This window comes from Accumulibacter sp. (assembly GCF_032229525.1).
Classification (GTDB): Bacteria; Pseudomonadota; Gammaproteobacteria; order Burkholderiales; family Rhodocyclaceae; genus Accumulibacter.
Genome location: NZ_JAVTWB010000074.1, coordinates 1 through 15774 on the forward strand (window position 1 = coordinate 1; position 15774 = coordinate 15774).

Genomic DNA, 15774 nt, shown 5'->3' on the forward strand with positions numbered 1-15774 from the left:
CGCTGTTGAAGGCATTCACGTAGCCGGTCTTCTGCAGGGCGTACTCGGTGGCGTCTACGCTGCCGGAGACGTCCACCAGCAGAACCAGTTCGAGACCAACAGGAACCGCGTTGGCGGCGGGAAGATAGGTCGCGCTGGCACCTGCCATGGCCGCGACGGCTAAAGCTTTTGATATTTTGTTCATGAGATCACCTCGTCTGTTATTCGGTCGTAAGGGCAGGGTAACCTTGTCGTCCCCTGACGAAACAAAAGCATGATATGTGCCAGCAGCCTTTCAAAATATCCAATGCCTTGAATTAACTATTGTTTATTTTTTCGACGAATTTTCGAGATTCCGACGGTGGCAAGCAGTGTAAAAAATTCCGACACTCTGAGCCTGACGGAACCCCGCGAAAACCGTGCAAGCGGGGGCAACACGGGACCGCGCCATGCTCGTGCCGGAAGCTGCGCTTGCGCGATGTGCTTTCGGACACACGGCCCGTCCAGCGGTGCGCCGTGGTCTTCCGAACATCTTCCGTCATCCTTTCGCAACATTGACCCGGCAGACTGATCGATCTGTCGCTTGAGCGGCCACCAGCAAGCTGGGCCGACGCCCGCCAGGCCAAGGTCGTTGCGGGCCCTTTCCGGCGCACGCGGCAGGAGCCCATCGTCCGGACAGTTATTTGAATCGATCACTCTGAGGAGAGCCGCATGCGTGCCAAACCCGACAAGACCCCTGCAGCCAGCGATTTGAGCGCTTTCGGCGCAGCCCGGTCGACCGTCGATGGCGCGCCGCTGAGCGTGGACCAGCTGCGCAAGACAGACGCCTTCTGGCGGGCATGCAACTACCTGGCTGTTGGCATGATCTACCTGCGCGACAACCCACTGCTGAAGGCGCCGCTCGCGCCCGGACACATCAAGAATCGGCTGCTCGGGCATTGGGGTTCCAGCCCGGCGCTGTCTTTTGTGTACACGCACCTCAACCGGGCGATCCGGAAATACGATTTCGAGGCAATTTTCATGGCCGGCCCCGGCCACGGTGCGCCCGGTGTGCTGGCGCCGGTGTACCTGGAAGGTAGCTATTCGGAGATCTATCCGGAAAAAAGCCAGGACGAGGAAGGGATGAAGGCCTTCTTCAAGCAGTTTTCCTTTCCCGGCGGCATCGGCAGCCATTGCACGCCGGAGACGCCCGGGTCGATCCATGAAGGCGGCGAGCTTGGCTACGTGCTGTCGCATGCCTGCGGTGCCGCTTTCGACAATCCGGATTTGATCGTCGCCGCGGTGGTCGGCGACGGCGAGGCCGAGACCGGCCCGCTGGCCACCTCGTGGCATATCAGCAAGTTTCTCAACCCGATCCGCGATGGTGCCGTGCTGCCGATCCTCAATCTCAACGGCTACAAGATCAACAATCCGACGTTGCTGGCGCGGATCAGCCACCAGGAACTGGAAGACCTGTTCAAGGGCTACGGTTGGACGCCTTACTTCGTCGAAGGCTCGGACCCAGAAACGATGCATCAGGCGATGGCTGCCACCGTCGATCGCTGCGTCGAAGCGATCCGCTCAGCGCAGATTGAAGCGCGCAGCAGCGGCGTCGCGCAGCGTCCGCGCTGGCCGATGATCGTCCTGCGCAGTCCCAAGGGTTGGACCGGGCCGGGTGAAATCGACGGTCATCAGGTCGAAGGATTCTGGCGCGCGCACCAGGTACCGGTGGCGGACGTGCAGAAAAATGCCGCCCATCTGAAACTGCTGGAAGACTGGATGCGCAGCTATCGGCCGGAAGAGCTGTTTGATGCCGATGGTGCACCGAATGGCGAACTTCTCGAGCTGGTGCCCGCGGGCCAGCGGCGCATGGGCGCCAACCCGCAGGCCAATGGAGGCATCCTCAAGAAGGCCTTGCGGATGCCCGATTTCCGCGACTATGCGATCGCCGTCGATCAGCCCGCCCAGATCGAGGCCGAGAACACACCGCCGCTCGGTCGCCTGCTGCGCGACATCATGAAGGCCAACCAGCGCAACTTTCGCGTCTTCGGCCCCGACGAGAACACCTCCAACAAGCTCGGTGCGGTCTACGAGGTCAGCAAGAAACTCTGGCTGGCCGAGTATTTCCCGGAAGACGCCGACGGCACCGAACTGGCGCCGGACGGGCGGGTCGTCGAAATGCTCAGCGAGCACACTGTGGAAGGCATGCTCGAGGGCTATCTGCTTTCCGGCCGGCATGGCTTCCTTTCGACCTACGAGGCTTTCGTGCATGTCATCGACTCGATGTTCAACCAGCACGCCAAGTGGTTGTCGATCTGCCAGCAGCTGTCGTGGCGGGAAGAGATCGCGTCGCTTAATTTGCTGATTACCTCGACCGTCTGGCGCCAGGATCACAACGGCTTTACCCACCAGGACCCCGGTTTTCTGGATGTGGTGCTGAACAAGAGCGCGTCGGTCACCCGCATCTATCTGCCGCCCGATGTGAACTGCCTGCTCTCCGTCGCCGACCACTGCCTGCGTAGCGAGAACTACGTGAATGTCATCGTCTGCGACAAGCAGCTGCACCTGCAGTACCTGGACGTGGAAGCGGCCAGCACGCACTGCACCAAGGGGATCGGCGTCTGGGACTGGGCGAGCAACGATCAAGGCTGCGAACCCGACGTGGTAATGGCCGCCGCGGGCGATATTCCCACCCAGGAGGCGCTGGCGGCGACGGCGATGCTGCGCGAGGAATTCCCGGATCTGAAGCTGCGTTTCATCAACGTGGTTGACCTCTTCAAGTTGCAGCCCGACAGCGAGCACCCGCACGGGCTGAGTGACCGCGACTTCGACAGCCTGTTCACCGTCGACAAGCCGATCATCTTCAACTTCCACGGCTATCCATGGCTGATTCACCGCATGGCCTACCGGCGCACCAACCACCATAATCTGCACGTGCGCGGCTACAAGGAGAAGGGCAACATCAACACGCCCCTGGAGCTGGCGATCAACAACCAGATCGATCGCTTCAGCCTGGCCATCGACGTCATTGACCGTGTGCCACGGCTCAGCGTTGCCGGCGCGCACGCCAAGGAGAGGTTCCGCAACCAGCAGCTCGCCTGTCGTCGCTACGCGCATGAGCACGGTGTCGACGCACCGACGATGGTCAACTGGCGCTGGCCGCTCGCTAAAGCGGCGGCAGGTCTTGCCGTTGGCGCAGCGACGACCAGCGCTTCGCCCGATGTCGGCGTCGACGACGCACTGAGCCAAAGATACCTGCATCGCAACTGGTGAGGTGTACCGTTGCCGGCCGTTACTCCCCTGCCCATCTTTAGCGCCGCCATGCCGCCCGTTTCCCTTGCGCCACACCAGGTTGCAGCCATTGCCGCTGGTGATCGCCTTCAAGCAGGCGCTGATCGTACAGGGCTGGATGCGGCCGCTTACCTGACGCCGGCCAAGCTGGACGACCTGGGTGCCAGGATTGAGCGGCTGGGAGAAGCGAGCTTCAGAGAGTTCCAGGGTCGCCAGCGCGTCAGCTGGCCGCGCGGCGAGGCGCGTCGCAAGCAGATCGAGAAAGTCGAGGTGAAGGGTGACTACGCCGTGCTCGAGGCGCGCGATGGCCCGAGCGCGGTCACCGTTCAGCATCTCGCCAAGACCAGGGAAGGCTGGAAGGTCAGCGTCCGGCCTTGAAGCCGGGTGGAAGTGGCGCCGAGAAATGGGCAGCGCTGGTTTTCAGGACCATCGCCGGCCCGCTCCGCCGCCGCGTCGCTCGCCAACACCACGGCCGGCCGTAGCATTTGCGAGCGACGCGCGTTGCCGGTGATCTCGCCCCTGCCGTGGATTCCATCACGGTTGGCGACAAGGCGCGGTGTTAGCCTGTGATCAGTTTGAAAGGCAAGTGGATGTTGCGGCGCAGTAAGCCGCTACCGCTTGTTCGGGTTCCGCCTCAGGGCTGAGTTACGTCAAGAAATCTCCGGCATCGTATATGAACTGAGTATTTCCGGAGCTTCCACCGATGGCTTGAGAGACGAATTAGAAGAAAACCCTAACTTTTTGGACGGGGACTATCTATAATGATGCTGCGCTGCACCATGACTGGACTCAAGAGGTTCCGGTCGACGCATCACAGCGACTGGCACCGCCAGACTCTCAGGAGCAAGGATATGAAAGCACCGAAAATTCTACCGTGGATCGCCCACAAGGCTGGTATCAGCGAAGAGCTCGCGCTCAAACTCTGGCGGCGTGCGGCCGGAGAAGCCGAAGAAATGACCGGTTGCTGCAACAGTTCGGACTATTACCGTCTGGCCGTCGAACGCTTCATTGATTTCGCGGAAACTGAAGGCAGTTCTTCGGTGGTGCGCGAGATACCCAGCGTGAGCTGCGTTTTCTGGCTCTGGCGCCACCAGAGTCGTATTTCGAGCCTTAACCTGATTGCCGTGCAGAATGTTGGCAAGTTGTGGCAATCAGGGGTGAACAAGGTCTTGCGTATCGAGCGGCAGACCGTCTGAGCACCGGGCGGCGAATCACCGGCCCGGCCGGGCCGGTGCGGAGTCCGCGCTTCGAAGCCCGCGATTCATGGTCTGTTGTGGCGTCGGGCCGGCAGTCGGCTCTTGCCCATCCCCACAGCGCGCAGCATCCCTCAGACGACACCCCTGACACCGGGCGCTGGCGTTTTCTTGCGTTTGTCTCTGCTGGGCCGCTACGCTCCCCCAATGGGCGCAGGCTAAAGTGATGAACGACTGACGCTGGCCCATTGCGCCGGTGACGGCAATGCCTTTGCCACGCGATATCGCCGCACCCGATTTCCCTCTATCGTTATCTGGCACAGCAATGCGTCAGCGCAGCGCTGGCCGAAGAGCTTTATCAGCATGTCTGGATCCAGGTGGTCAATGTGCGAGCCGATTACGAGCCTTTCGCGGTTTTCGACCTGGCTGTTCTGCATTGCCCACCGCCGGCTGATCGATCACTACCGAAAGCAGCGCCGCAAGTGATCGTGCGCTTCGCGTCGAACGATGGTCACGATGAGCATGCTGCCGGCAATGGCGTGTTTGCCGTACTGCCCGCCGCCGGAGGAGTTTCGGCAGTGATTTAACCCCATTCGTCGGGCACTGGCGTTTACACGGTCACCTGTTCGTTTTTCCCAAGGAGACCGTGATGAGAATATTCGCCACCCTGTTCGCTGCCCTGCCGTTGGCCGGCTGTCTCGGCATCGCCGACGCCGGCGCGCTGGTCGACGTTAGCGTCATCGACCGCAGCAGTGGCCAGCAGCTGCAGGTCTATCACCACCATGGCCGGCTGTACGTGGCCGGAACGCCCGGCAATCGCTACGCAGTGGTCCTGCGCAACAAGAGCGCCGGCCGCGTACTTACCGTGCTCTCGGTTGACGGGGTCAACGTATTCAATGGCCAGACTGCTGCCACCGCGCAGTCGGGCTATGTCCTCGCGGCCTGGCAATCGGCCGAGATCGCCGGCTGGCGCAAGAGCATGGACGAGGTTGCCGCGTTCTATTTCACCAGCCTCGCCGACAGTTATGCCGGCCGCACCAACCGGCCACAAAACGTCGGCGTCATTGGCGTTGCCGTCTATCGCGAGGCCGTGCCGGCGCCACTACCGCAGGCAGCAATCGAGTCGCGCCAGCGTGGCGCGTTGGGCGCGGCCGAAAGCGATTCGTCGAATACTGCCGCCAAGGCCGTCGCACCGGCTCGCGACGAGGGGCCGAGCAAGAAGGAGGCCGAGCGCCTGGCCACCGGCCACGGCGAACGACTCAGCGCTCCGACCCAATACACCGAGTTTCGCCGCGTCAGCGACTCGCCATCCCAGGTGTTCACCCTCTACTACGACAGTCAGGCCAATCTCCTCGCCCAGGGGATCATCCCGCGTCCAGCACCCCGCTGGACGCCCGACCCGTTTCCCGGCGGCTTCACGCCCGATCCCGGCAGTTGACCGGGCGACTTGTGGGCGCCGAAGGGTCAGCCGGGCAGGGCGTGCGTATAATTCGCAATTCACCCCATTTCTGGATTCTCTCTGGCCATGCAGGAAAAGTATCAGCCCGCGGACGTTGAACTCGCCGCTCAGGAACTGTGGAACAGCAGCGGCGCGGCGCGCGCCATCGAGGACCCGAGCCGGCCCAAGTACTACTGCCTGTCGATGTTCCCCTATCCCTCCGGCAAGCTGCACATGGGGCACGTGCGCAACTACACCATTGGCGACGTGCTCGCGCGCTTCCACGCCATGCTTGGCTACAATGTGATGCAGCCGATGGGCTGGGACGCCTTCGGCATGCCGGCCGAAAATGCGGCGATCCAGAACAACGTGCCGCCGGCGCAATGGACCTACGCCAACATTGATTACATGCGGACCCAGCTCAAGCGGCTGGGCTTCGCCATCGACTGGGAGCGCGAGATTGCCACCTGCACGCCCGCGTATTACCGCTGGGAGCAGTGGTTGTTCACCCGCCTCTATGAAAAGGGATTGATTTACCAGCGGCTGGGAACGGTCAACTGGGATCCGGTCGACCAGACCGTGCTGGCCAACGAGCAGGTGATCGATGGTCGCGGCTGGCGTTCGGGCGCGCTGATCGAAAAGCGCGAGATCCCGATGTACTACATGAAGATCACCGCCTACGCGGAAGAACTGCTCGCCGATCTCGACCGGCTCGAGGGCTGGCCGGAACAGGTGCGGCTGATGCAGAAGAACTGGATCGGCAAGAGCACCGGCGTGCGCTTCGCCTTTCCGTACGAACTGGATGGCGAGCCTGGCCAGTTGTGGGTGTTTACCACCCGCGCCGACACCATCATGGGCGTCACTTTCTGTGCCGTCGCCGCCGAACACCCTCTGGCCAGTTACGCCGCGGCGCGTGACCCGCAGATCGCTGCCTTCGTCGAAGAGTGCAAGCAGGGTGGCGTCGCCGAAGCCGACCTGGCGACGATGGACAAGAAGGGCATGCCCACCGGCATCTTTGTTACCCACCCGCTGAGCGGCGAACAGGTCGAGGTGTGGATCGGCAATTACGTGCTGATGAGTTACGGCGATGGCGCGGTAATGGCCGTTCCGGCGCACGACGAACGCGACTTCGCTTTTGCCCTGAAATACGGCTTGCCAATCAAGCCGGTGATCGCCGTGCCCGGCGAGGATTTCTCGCTCGCCGGCTGGCAGGAGTGGTACGCCGACAAGCAGCGCGGAGTCTGCGTCAATTCCGGCAAGTACAACGGCTTGGCCTGCACGGAGGCGATTGACGCCATCGCCGCCGACCTCGACGCCAAGGGCCTGGGCGAGAAGAAGATCCAGTTTCGTCTGCGCGACTGGGGCATCTCGCGGCAGCGTTACTGGGGCTGCCCGATCCCGATCATTCACTGCGCCAGCTGCGGCCAGGTGCGGGTACCCGACGCCGACCTGCCGGTGGTCCTGCCGGAGAACGTCACCATCACCGGTGCCGGCTCGCCGCTGAGCCGGATGCCCGAGTTCTACGAGTGCAGTTGCCCGCAATGCGGTCAGCCGGCGCGGCGCGAAACCGACACCATGGACACTTTCGTCGAGTCGTCGTGGTATTTCCTGCGCTATTGCTGTCCGGACAACGATCAGGCGATGGTCGACGAGCGGGTGGCCTACTGGTGCCAGGGTGGCATCGATCAGTACATCGGCGGCATCGAACACGCCATCCTGCACCTGCTCTATTCGCGTTTCTGGACCAAGCTAATGCGCGACCTGGGCCTGTTCGGCGATCAGCCGCTCGGCGAACCCTTTGCCAACCTGCTTACCCAGGGCATGGTCGTCGCGCCGACCTTCTACCGCGAGGACGCAAACGGCAAGAAGCAATGGCTCAACCCCGCCGATGTCGATGCCGTGCACGATGAGCGTGGCCGCGCCACCGGCGCCAGCCTGCGCGCCGATGGCCTGCCGGTGATCGTCGGCGGTATCGAGAAGATGTCGAAGTCGAAGAACAACGGCGTCGATCCGCAGGCGCTGATCGACCAGTTCGGCGCCGACACGGCGCGTCTGTTCATCATGTTTGCCAGCCCGCCCGACCAGTCGCTGGAGTGGTCCGATGCCGGCGTCGAAGGTGGTTTCCGCTTTCTCAAGCGCCTCTGGCGAATCGTTTTCGAACATGTCTCGGCCGGGCCGGTGGCATCGTCCGCCGAAGGGGAGTTGTCGCCGGAATTGAAAGCCTTGCGTCGTCAGCTGCATCAGACCATCGGCAAGGTCGCCGACGACTATGGCCGGCGCAAGCAATTCAATACCGCCATCGCCGCAGTGATGGAGTTGCTCAACGCCTATACCCGAATCGCTGGTGACTCGACCGTCGTTCGTGCGCTCAGGCAGGAGACGCTCGAAGCCGCCGTGCTGATGCTCAACCCGATCGTGCCGCATGTCTGCGAAGCGCTTTACGCCGCGCTCAGACCCGGCTGCACGGTCAGTACCCAGCCTTTTCCGAAGCCCGATGCGACGGCCCTGGTGCAGGACGAAATCGAGCTGGTACTGCAGATCAACGGCAAGTTGCGCGGCAGTCTGACCGTGCCGGCAGGCGCCGATCGGGCCAGCATCGAAGCCGCCGCGCTGGCCTGCGAAGCGGCGCGCAAACATCTGGCCGGCGCCACACCGAAGAAGCTGGTCGTCGTTCCCGGCCGGCTGGTCAACATTGTCGCCTGAAGCCTTGAGGAAGACCCCGATGCGCGTCGCGCTGCCGCCTGCCTTGCTTGCCCTTGTCCTGATGCTGCTCGCCGGTTGCGGTTTTCAGTTGCGCGGATCCTACTCCTTGCCCTACGAGAGCCTGTACCTGTCCATGCCCGACTATTCGGTGGTCGGGGCCGACCTCAAGCGCGCCATCCGGTCGTCCGGGACGACGCGTCTGGCGCTGACCGCCAGCGACGCTGAGGCCACCTTCCTGCCGGGTGCCGAGTACCGCGACCGGGTGATTCTCTCGGTCTCCGGCACCGGTCGCGTCAGTGAGCTGCGCTTGCGTTATCTCTACACCTATCGGGTGATCGACAGCAAGGGGCGTGATCTGGTGCCGCCGGGGACGATCGAACTGGTGCGCGATCTGACCTACGACGACTCCAACGTCCTCGCCAAGCAACAGGAGGAAACATTGCTCTGGCGAGACATGGAAAATGACCTGGTGCACCAGCTGATGCGCCGGCTGGCGGCGGTCAAACCGGTGACGCCTGGCATCAAGCCGGTGGCGCCCGGCAGCACCAAGCCGGCGACCCCGGATAGCAGCAAGTAGCGGCTACCGGCATGCAGTTGAAAGGCGAGCACCTGGCGGCGCATCTCGAGCGCGAGCTCAAGCCGGTCTACCTGGTCTATGGCGAGGAGCCGCTGCTGGTCATCGAAGCGGCCGACGCGATCCGCGCCAGCGCGCGCCGCAGGGGCTTCGACGAGCGCGAAGTGCTCACCGCGATTACCGGCTTCAACTGGAACGACCTGCATCACGCGGCCGGAAACATGTCCCTGTTCGGTGGTCGCACGCTGATCGACCTGCGCATCCCCAGTGGCAAACCCGGGCGCGACGGCAGTGCCGCGCTGCAGGCCTACTGCGCGCGCCCTTCCCCGGATTCACTGCTGCTGGTGACGATGACCGCGGCCGACTGGCGCGAGGAGAAGGCCGCCTGGATGACCGCGCTGGCGGCGGTCGGTGTGGTCGTCAAGCTGATCCCGCCCGGCCTCGGCGAACTGCCGGCCTGGATCGCTGGCCGCCTCGCGCGTCAGCAGCAAAGGGCCGATGCCGCCGGCTTGCGCTTCATTGCCGAACGCGTCGAGGGCAATCTGCTGGCCGCCCATCAGGAGATTCTCAAGCTTGGCGTCCTCTACCCAAGCGGCGCACTGAATCCGGAAGAGATCCGCGATGCCGTGCTCAATGTCGCTCGTTACGACCTCGACGGCCTGCGCGACGCGATGCTGGCCGGCGATGTGGCGCGCCTGACGCGCACTCTCGACGGCTTGCAGCAGGAGGGCGAGGCGCCGCCGCTGGTGCTCTGGGCGATGACCGAGGAAGTGCGCGCCCTGGCGCAGATCAGCGCTGGTCTCGAGCGACGCCAGCCGCTCGACGCGCTGTTGAAGGAGGCCCGGGTATGGGGTGCTCGCCAGGCGCCGATCAGACGCGCTCTGCAGCGGGTGAACGGCAGGCGGGCACAGGCCGCGCTGGCGCAGGCCGCGCGCATCGACCGGATGATCAAGGGTCTGGCCGGCGGGGATGTGTGGAACGAGTTCCTGCGGCTTGGCGTGAATATCGCGGTCGTCTGAAGCGCAGCGACCGGCGGTCGCCGCGGTCGCCGTTTCAGGCGCTGCCGTCATCCTGCGGGTCGGCAGCCGGATCGCCCGGGGCCAGGTGCTCCCAGACGCAATTCTCGGTTTCTCCGCGGACATCGTTGAGGGCATGGGAGGGTTTGGTCTGGACCATGCACTCTCCCTCACAACTCTCGCTGACCACTACCACACGAAGTTCAGTATTGACCTTGCGCTCCCCATCCCAGTAACTGCAGGTGGCACAGACTTTCACTTCAGTTGGCAGGATGAGTTTCTGTTTCATGATCGGCGCGGGCAAGTGAGAGAGGATTAGTCCTCTGAGTGCATTTCTTTGCGGTGGTTCCGTTGACGATGGCGTGCGGTCAATGTCTATAATCGCGAATCCACAGCAGATCGTCCATTGTCTCCCGTAGCACCACATCAAGGCCAGTGTTTTCGCTTCTCGGGGTGATCACCGTCGGGCTGCCGGCGGCGGGGGGCAGCGCGGTGCCCTGGATGGTTGGCCCGTCTGCTCCACCCAAAGGCCAGGAAATATTCATGGACATCGAGCAGTACATGCACACCGTCGGTCGGCAAGCGCGCGAGGCTTCGCGTGCCATCGCGCGCGCCGACAGCCATGTCAAGAACAGCGCACTGCGCGCGATTGCCGCGGCGATCCGAAGGGAATCGAACACCCTGCTTGCCGCCAATCAGGAGGACCTTGCCGCCGCCCGCGCGGCCGGCCTCGAGCCGGCATTGCTCGATCGCCTGACGCTGTCGGCCAAGGGCGTGGCGGCGATGGCCGAAGGCGTCGATCAGGTCGCCGCGCTGGCCGATCCGGTGGGTGAAATCAGCGACCTGAAGTTCCGCCCGAGCGGCATTCAGGTCGGCCGGATGCGCGTACCGCTGGGGGTGATCGGGATCATCTACGAGGCCCGGCCGAACGTCACCGCCGACGCTGCCGCGCTGTGTCTGAAGTCCGGCAACGCGTCGATTCTGCGCGGTGGATCCGAAGCGATCCGCAGCAACCGGGCGATCGCTGCACTGGTCCAGGAGGGACTGGCCAGCGCCGGCTTGCCGTCGACTGCGGTGCAGGTGATCGACACCACTGACCGTGCGGCCGTCGGTCATTTGATTACCATGCGTGAGTTCATCGACGTGATCGTGCCGCGCGGCGGCAAGGGGCTGATCGCGCGACTGCTTGCCGAGGCGCGGGTGCCGATGATCCAGCACCTCGATGGCAATTGTCACGTCTACATCGACGACGACGCCGATGCGCGGAAAGCGCTGCAGATCGTCGACAATGCCAAGACGCAACGCTATGGCACCTGCAATACGGCCGAGTCGTTGCTGCTGGCGCGTTCAGTCGCCGCGCATCTGCTGCCACCGATCGCCGCGATGTTGAGCGGAAAGGGTGTCGAGATTCGCGGCTGTCCGGAAACCGTTGCCCTGGTGCCGGAGGCCAAGGCGGCGAGCGAAGAAGATTACGCCAGCGAGTTTCTGGCGCCGATCATTTCGGTCAAGGTGGTTGCCGGGCTCGACGAAGCGATCGCGCACATCAATCGGTATGGTTCGCATCACACCGACGCCATCGTCAGCGAGAACTACACGACGGCGATGCGCTTCCTGCGCGAAGTCGATTCGGCGTCGGTGATGGTCAACGCCTCGACGCGCTTTGCCGACGGCTTCGAGTACGGTCTCGGCGCCGAGATTGGCATCTCGACCGACAAGATTCACGCTCGGGGTCCGGTCGGTCTCGAAGGATTGACCAGCCAGAAGTGGATTGTTCTGGGCAATGGCGAGGTGCGCGCCTGAGCGCGTGTGCTCGCTGCGGGCTCTTCCTGGCGAGCGCAAGGCCCCGAGTGACACGGCACAAAGGAGAAACAATGAAACGACTGCTGATGGCGGTGACTGCCGCCCTGTTCTGCCAACTGACGCTGGCCGTCGAGGTGGCCGGCGTCAAGTTCGATGACCAGACGCGGCTGGGCAACGGTGAAGTGGTGGTCAACGGCGCCGGCCTGCGCAAGAAAGCCTTCTTCAAGGTCTATGCCATGGCTCTCTACCTGCCCGAGAAGAGCGGCGACGCCGCGGCCGTGCTGGCGGCCAAAGGCGCCAAGCGCATCTCGATCACGCTGCTGCGCGACCTCACCGCCAAGCAGTTTGTCGAAGCACTCCAGGAAGGCATGGCCAACAACCATTCGGAAGCCGAAATGGCTGGCCTGAAAGATCGCTTGAAGCAGCTATCTGACACCATGCTGGCGATCGGTGAAGCGAAAACCGGCACCAGCATCGTTATCGACTGGCTTCCCGATAGCGGCACACGCCTGGCCGTCAACGGGCAGATGAAAGGCAAGGACATCGCTGGCGAGGATTTCTACCAGGCACTGCTGCAGATCTGGCTCGGCAAGCAGCCGGTGCAGGACGATCTGAAGCAGGCGTTGCTCGGCAAGGTTTCCTGAGTGGGGGCAACGGCCGCAGGCGTCGAGCCCGACTACCAGGCGGTGCTTGCCGCGCCGGGCTTTCGCCTCGGCGTGCGCTGCGACGACGATGAAATCCACCGCATAGCCTTCCTCCCGCCCGGCGCCGAAGTGGCGCCGAGGAACGCGCTCGCCGCTGAGACCGTGCGCCAGTTGGTGCTCTACCTGGCGGACGCCGAACACCTCTTCGGCTTGCCGCTGCGCCCCTCGGGAACGTCTTTTCAGCGCCGCGTCTGGCAACAGATCACGGCCATCCCGACGCATCAGACGCGCGCCTACGGCGAGATCGCCAAGGCGCTGCACAACGCACCCCGCGCGGTCGGGCAAGCCTGCGGCGCGAATCCGTTCGCCGTCGTCGTTCCCTGTCATCGGGTCGTCGCCAGCGGCGGCGGGCTGGGGGGGTTCGCCCGTCAGAACGGCGGCTTCCTGCTCGATGTCAAGCGCTGGCTGCTGGCGCATGAAGGCTGCTAACACAGCCCTCTGCGATCCTGCCGATCTCGCCGAGATCGATTCGTTTTGCGACACCCTGTGGCTCGAAGACGGGCTGGCGAAGGCGTCGCTGGCCAGCTATCGCAGCGACCTGCTGCGCTTGGCTGCCTGGCTTGGCGAGCACCAGCTGGGTACGCTGCGCGGCATCGACGAGGCGACCCTCCTGCGTTTCGTCGTGACGCTGTCACAGACGCTGCGCGCCTCCTCGCAGGCGCGCTACCTGTCGACCCTGCGCCGCTTCTATCGCCACCTGCTGGCTCGCGGCGGGCGGCACACTGATCCGACGCTGAAGATGGCCATGCCGGCGAAGCCGTCGCGGCTGCCGAAAGTGCTCTCCGAGTTGCAGGTCGAGCGCTTGCTCGAGGCGCCGCGGACCGCAACGACGCTCGGCCAGCGCGACCGGGCGATGCTCGAAACGCTTTACGCCACCGGGCTGCGGGTCTCGGAACTGGTCGGCCTCAAGGTGTACGAACTGAACCTCGACATGGGCGTGCTGCGGGTTTTTGGCAAGGGCAGCAAGGAGCGTATCGTGCCGCTCGGCGAAGTGGCGCGCGACTGGCTGCGCTGCTTTCTCGCCGATGGGCGGCGCGCTTTGCTCGGCGGACGCCAGAGCGACGACCTGTTCGTCACCGCGCGTGGCTCGGCGATGAGTCGGCAGGCTTTCTGGCAGCTGATCAAGCGCTACGCCCTGCACGCCGGGATGGACCCCGCCCGCCTGTCGCCGCATGTGCTGCGCCATGCCTTTGCGACGCACCTGCTCAACCACGGCGCCGACCTGCGCGTCGTCCAGCTCCTGCTCGGTCATTCGGATATCTCGACGACGCAGATCTATACCCACGTCGCCCGCGAACGACTCAAGACGCTGCACGCCCAGCATCATCCGCGCGGTTGATCAAGCCGGTTGCGCGCCGGTGCTGTCCGCATTCAGCGGTTGCGATAGTGAAGTACAGGTGGGATCGCTGGTTCATCCTTCGTCGCTGGGTGGAGCTCGAGTAGCGTGACGCTGCCGAAGTCGAGCGCCAGCTGGCTCCACTCGCCGATTGGCAATTGCAGCCAGTGACCGAGCGCGGCGCGGATCACGCCGGCATGGGTGACCAGCGCCAGGTGCTGGCCGCGTAGACCGGCGATGCAGTCAACCACACGTGCCTGCAGCATCGCCGCTGATTCGCCGCCAGGAGGAACGAAGTGCAGCACGTCGGCGGCCCAGGCGTCGAGCAGGTGCCGGTCGATCTCGTTCCAGCGCTTGCCCTCCCATTCGCCGAAGTCGATCTCCATCAGCCGGCGGTCGAACAGCGCCTGTGGTTGCAAGGCCTCGGCGAGGCGGCGGGCGCGTCGCAAGGGACTGGCAAGCACAGGCATGCCGGCGGGCAGGAGCGGACGCAGACGCTCGGCAAGCGGTTGCGCATCCTCGGCCTCGACATCGAGTTGGCCGTAGCAGACTCCGGGGTCGATCAGCGGCCGCGGATGGCGGATCAGGAAAAGTTGCACAACAGACCGGCGTAGAAAGCGACTTCGGCGAGTTGCTGGGTGGCACCGAGGCAATCGCCGGTATAGCCGCCGATCTGGCGCCGGAACAGGCGTGCCAGCCAGAGCGTCGCCAGCGCGGCGAAGAGGCAGCCGAGCAGCGCCTCGACCGGCGGTAGCAGCAGCAGTGGCAGCAAGGCCGTGCATCCCGCAAAGCCCAGTTCTCCCCAGCTGATGCGCGTTGCCAGCGGCTTCGCCTTGCCCTCGTCGCGAACGTAGTCGAGGCCGCGCAACAAGGTCGTCGAAGCAAAGCGCGAGACGGTGTGGCCGGCCAGCAGGGCCACGGGAATGATCGCCAGATCGAGTTCGATGAGAGCGAAGAAGCGCGCGAGCAGCAGCATCACCAGAGCCACCGCGCCGAAACTGCCGATCCGGGAGTCCTTCATGATGCTCAGAATCTGCGCCTTCTCCCAGCCGCCGCCGAAGCCGTCGACCATGTCGCTCCAGCCGTCTTCGTGGAAAGCCCCGGTCAGGTAAATCGTGCTTGCCATCGCCGCCAATACCGCCAGGGTCGTCGGCCAGAACTGGGAGCTCAGAATGAATACCAGCGCGGCCACAGCGCCGACGAGCAATCCCACGGCGGGGAAATAGCGCGCCGCCCGGTCGAGCGCCTCGCTGCTGTGACCGACCCATGCCGGCACCGGCAGTCGCGTGAAAAAGCGCACGGCGCCGAAGAAATACGCGAGTTCGCGCCCGCGGCTAAACATCTTGGGCCTGGCTGTGCTTTCTGTTTTTGCTGTCGGGCATCTGTCAGTGTGTCTGGAAAAGTGGTACCCGATGGTATCCCGATATGCCGACCGCGGCTATTGGCAGCTCAGGTGCCGACAGCAAGCGGGCGCTGACCAGGGCGGTCTGCGATTAAACTGTCACCTGCATCAAGTGTTCGGTCGGTGGCCCGGGTGCCCGGGCGGCCCGCGTCGCGCAGCTTGCAGCACGATAGTCCGGGTGGGGCGCGGGTCGGCGACAGCGGTCACAAGATCAACAACAAGGGGAGCTGGATGGAACTGCTGCTGATAATCCTGTTTGTCGCGCTACTGACGGTCGTTGGCATCTCGGCCATCGGTGCCGTGCGCTGGTGGCTGGCGACACGGGCGCTGCGCACGGCCCTGGAGGCGGCGCGGCTAAC

15 protein-coding genes and 2 pseudogenes are annotated in these 15774 nt (G+C 64.1%); 13 read left to right on the forward strand and 4 right to left on the reverse strand.

All coding sequences use genetic code 11. From position 1 onward, the window contains the following. A partial coding sequence (locus RUW20_RS04580; RefSeq protein WP_409559305.1) for a DUF1194 domain-containing protein occupies positions 1 to 184 on the reverse strand: 184 nt, incomplete at its 3' end. 506 nt (positions 185 to 690) lie between these two features. Here RUW20_RS04580 and RUW20_RS04585 point away from each other — a divergent pair. The 8 genes and pseudogenes from RUW20_RS04585 to holA form a co-directional block, all read left to right on the forward strand. Beyond that, a pseudogene (locus tag RUW20_RS04585) lies at positions 691 to 3120 on the forward strand (phosphoketolase); the annotation flags it as partial. A 159-nt stretch (positions 3121 to 3279) separates the two neighbouring features. Continuing rightward, the gene (locus RUW20_RS04590; RefSeq protein ID WP_313951016.1) at positions 3280 to 3627 is read left to right on the forward strand and encodes a hypothetical protein; all 348 of its coding nucleotides are present in this window, start codon (positions 3280 to 3282) and stop codon (positions 3625 to 3627) included. Positions 3628 to 4100: 473 nt separating this feature from the next. Further along, positions 4101 to 4445, forward strand: coding sequence for a hypothetical protein (locus RUW20_RS04595; RefSeq protein ID WP_313951017.1), 345 nt, complete (start codon positions 4101 to 4103; stop codon positions 4443 to 4445). A 381-nt stretch (positions 4446 to 4826) separates the two neighbouring features. After that, on the forward strand, positions 4827 to 4928 hold the full coding sequence (locus RUW20_RS21635) for a sigma factor (protein ID WP_409559306.1): 102 nt from the start codon (positions 4827 to 4829) through the stop codon (positions 4926 to 4928). A gap of 163 nt (positions 4929 to 5091) precedes the next feature. Then, entirely contained in the window at positions 5092 to 5880 is a 789-nt protein-coding gene (locus tag RUW20_RS04605; RefSeq protein ID WP_313951019.1) for a hypothetical protein, read from the forward strand. A gap of 87 nt (positions 5881 to 5967) precedes the next feature. Then, positions 5968 to 8583 carry a leucine--tRNA ligase gene (gene leuS / locus RUW20_RS04610; protein ID WP_313951020.1) on the forward strand — a complete coding sequence of 872 codons (2616 nt, stop codon included), beginning with the start codon at positions 5968 to 5970 and terminating at the stop codon, positions 8581 to 8583. A 19-nt stretch (positions 8584 to 8602) separates the two neighbouring features. Then, the gene (lptE, locus tag RUW20_RS04615; RefSeq protein ID WP_313951021.1) at positions 8603 to 9160 is read left to right on the forward strand and encodes an LPS assembly lipoprotein LptE; all 558 of its coding nucleotides are present in this window, start codon (positions 8603 to 8605) and stop codon (positions 9158 to 9160) included. Between the two features lie 11 nt (positions 9161 to 9171). Further along, complete coding sequence (gene holA / locus RUW20_RS04620) at positions 9172 to 10176, forward strand: DNA polymerase III subunit delta (protein ID WP_313951022.1); 1005 nt, start codon at positions 9172 to 9174, stop codon at positions 10174 to 10176. 34 nt (positions 10177 to 10210) lie between these two features. On the opposite strand, the gene RUW20_RS04625 is transcribed toward holA, so the two are convergent. After that, positions 10211 to 10462, reverse strand: coding sequence for a hypothetical protein (locus tag RUW20_RS04625; protein WP_313951023.1), 252 nt, complete (start codon positions 10460 to 10462; stop codon positions 10211 to 10213). 254 nt (positions 10463 to 10716) lie between these two features. Between RUW20_RS04625 and RUW20_RS04630 the strand changes: the two genes are divergently transcribed. The 4 genes from RUW20_RS04630 (at position 10717) to xerD (ending at position 14016) form a co-directional block, all read left to right on the forward strand. Next, on the forward strand, positions 10717 to 11973 hold the full coding sequence (locus tag RUW20_RS04630; RefSeq protein ID WP_313951024.1) for a glutamate-5-semialdehyde dehydrogenase: 1257 nt from the start codon (positions 10717 to 10719) through the stop codon (positions 11971 to 11973). Positions 11974 to 12044: 71 nt separating this feature from the next. Then, entirely contained in the window at positions 12045 to 12617 is a 573-nt protein-coding gene (locus RUW20_RS04635) for a chalcone isomerase family protein (RefSeq protein ID WP_313951025.1), read from the forward strand. Continuing rightward, positions 12618 to 13106, forward strand: a complete 489-nt coding sequence (locus RUW20_RS04640; protein ID WP_313951026.1) for a methylated-DNA--[protein]-cysteine S-methyltransferase — start codon at positions 12618 to 12620, stop codon at positions 13104 to 13106. It begins immediately after the preceding gene. Continuing rightward, a complete protein-coding gene (xerD, locus tag RUW20_RS04645) occupies positions 13093 to 14016 on the forward strand; it encodes a site-specific tyrosine recombinase XerD (protein WP_313951027.1) in 924 nt (307 codons plus the stop codon). Before RUW20_RS04640 ends, xerD begins: the two co-directional genes overlap by 14 nt. A 32-nt stretch (positions 14017 to 14048) precedes the next feature. On the opposite strand, the gene cobC is transcribed toward xerD, so the two are convergent. Next, positions 14049 to 14612, reverse strand: coding sequence for an alpha-ribazole phosphatase family protein (gene cobC, locus RUW20_RS04650; protein ID WP_313951028.1), 564 nt, complete (start codon positions 14610 to 14612; stop codon positions 14049 to 14051). Continuing rightward, on the reverse strand, positions 14597 to 15355 hold the full coding sequence (locus RUW20_RS04655; RefSeq protein ID WP_313951029.1) for an adenosylcobinamide-GDP ribazoletransferase: 759 nt from the start codon (positions 15353 to 15355) through the stop codon (positions 14597 to 14599). Before RUW20_RS04655 ends, cobC begins: the two co-directional genes overlap by 16 nt. A 192-nt stretch (positions 15356 to 15547) precedes the next feature. On the opposite strand from RUW20_RS04655, the pseudogene RUW20_RS04660 reads away from it, so the two are divergent. After that, a pseudogene (locus RUW20_RS04660) lies at positions 15548 to 15774 on the forward strand (hypothetical protein); the annotation flags it as partial.

Coding starts and splice junctions, on each gene's coding strand:
- RUW20_RS04590 (WP_313951016.1), top strand. CDS start 3,280: ATGCCGCCCGTTTCCCTTGCGCCACACCAGGTTGCAGCCATTGCCGCT.
- RUW20_RS04595 (WP_313951017.1), top strand. CDS start 4,101: ATGAAAGCACCGAAAATTCTACCGTGGATCGCCCACAAGGCTGGTATC.
- RUW20_RS21635 (WP_409559306.1), top strand. CDS start 4,827: ATGTGCGAGCCGATTACGAGCCTTTCGCGGTTTTCGACCTGGCTGTTC.
- RUW20_RS04605 (WP_313951019.1), top strand. CDS start 5,092: ATGAGAATATTCGCCACCCTGTTCGCTGCCCTGCCGTTGGCCGGCTGT.
- leuS (WP_313951020.1), top strand. CDS start 5,968: ATGCAGGAAAAGTATCAGCCCGCGGACGTTGAACTCGCCGCTCAGGAA.
- lptE (WP_313951021.1), top strand. CDS start 8,603: ATGCGCGTCGCGCTGCCGCCTGCCTTGCTTGCCCTTGTCCTGATGCTG.
- holA (WP_313951022.1), top strand. CDS start 9,172: ATGCAGTTGAAAGGCGAGCACCTGGCGGCGCATCTCGAGCGCGAGCTC.
- RUW20_RS04625 (WP_313951023.1), bottom strand. CDS start 10,462: ATGAAACAGAAACTCATCCTGCCAACTGAAGTGAAAGTCTGTGCCACC.
- RUW20_RS04630 (WP_313951024.1), top strand. CDS start 10,717: ATGGACATCGAGCAGTACATGCACACCGTCGGTCGGCAAGCGCGCGAG.
- RUW20_RS04635 (WP_313951025.1), top strand. CDS start 12,045: ATGAAACGACTGCTGATGGCGGTGACTGCCGCCCTGTTCTGCCAACTG.
- xerD (WP_313951027.1), top strand. CDS start 13,093: ATGAAGGCTGCTAACACAGCCCTCTGCGATCCTGCCGATCTCGCCGAG.
- RUW20_RS04655 (WP_313951029.1), bottom strand. CDS start 15,355: ATGTTTAGCCGCGGGCGCGAACTCGCGTATTTCTTCGGCGCCGTGCGC.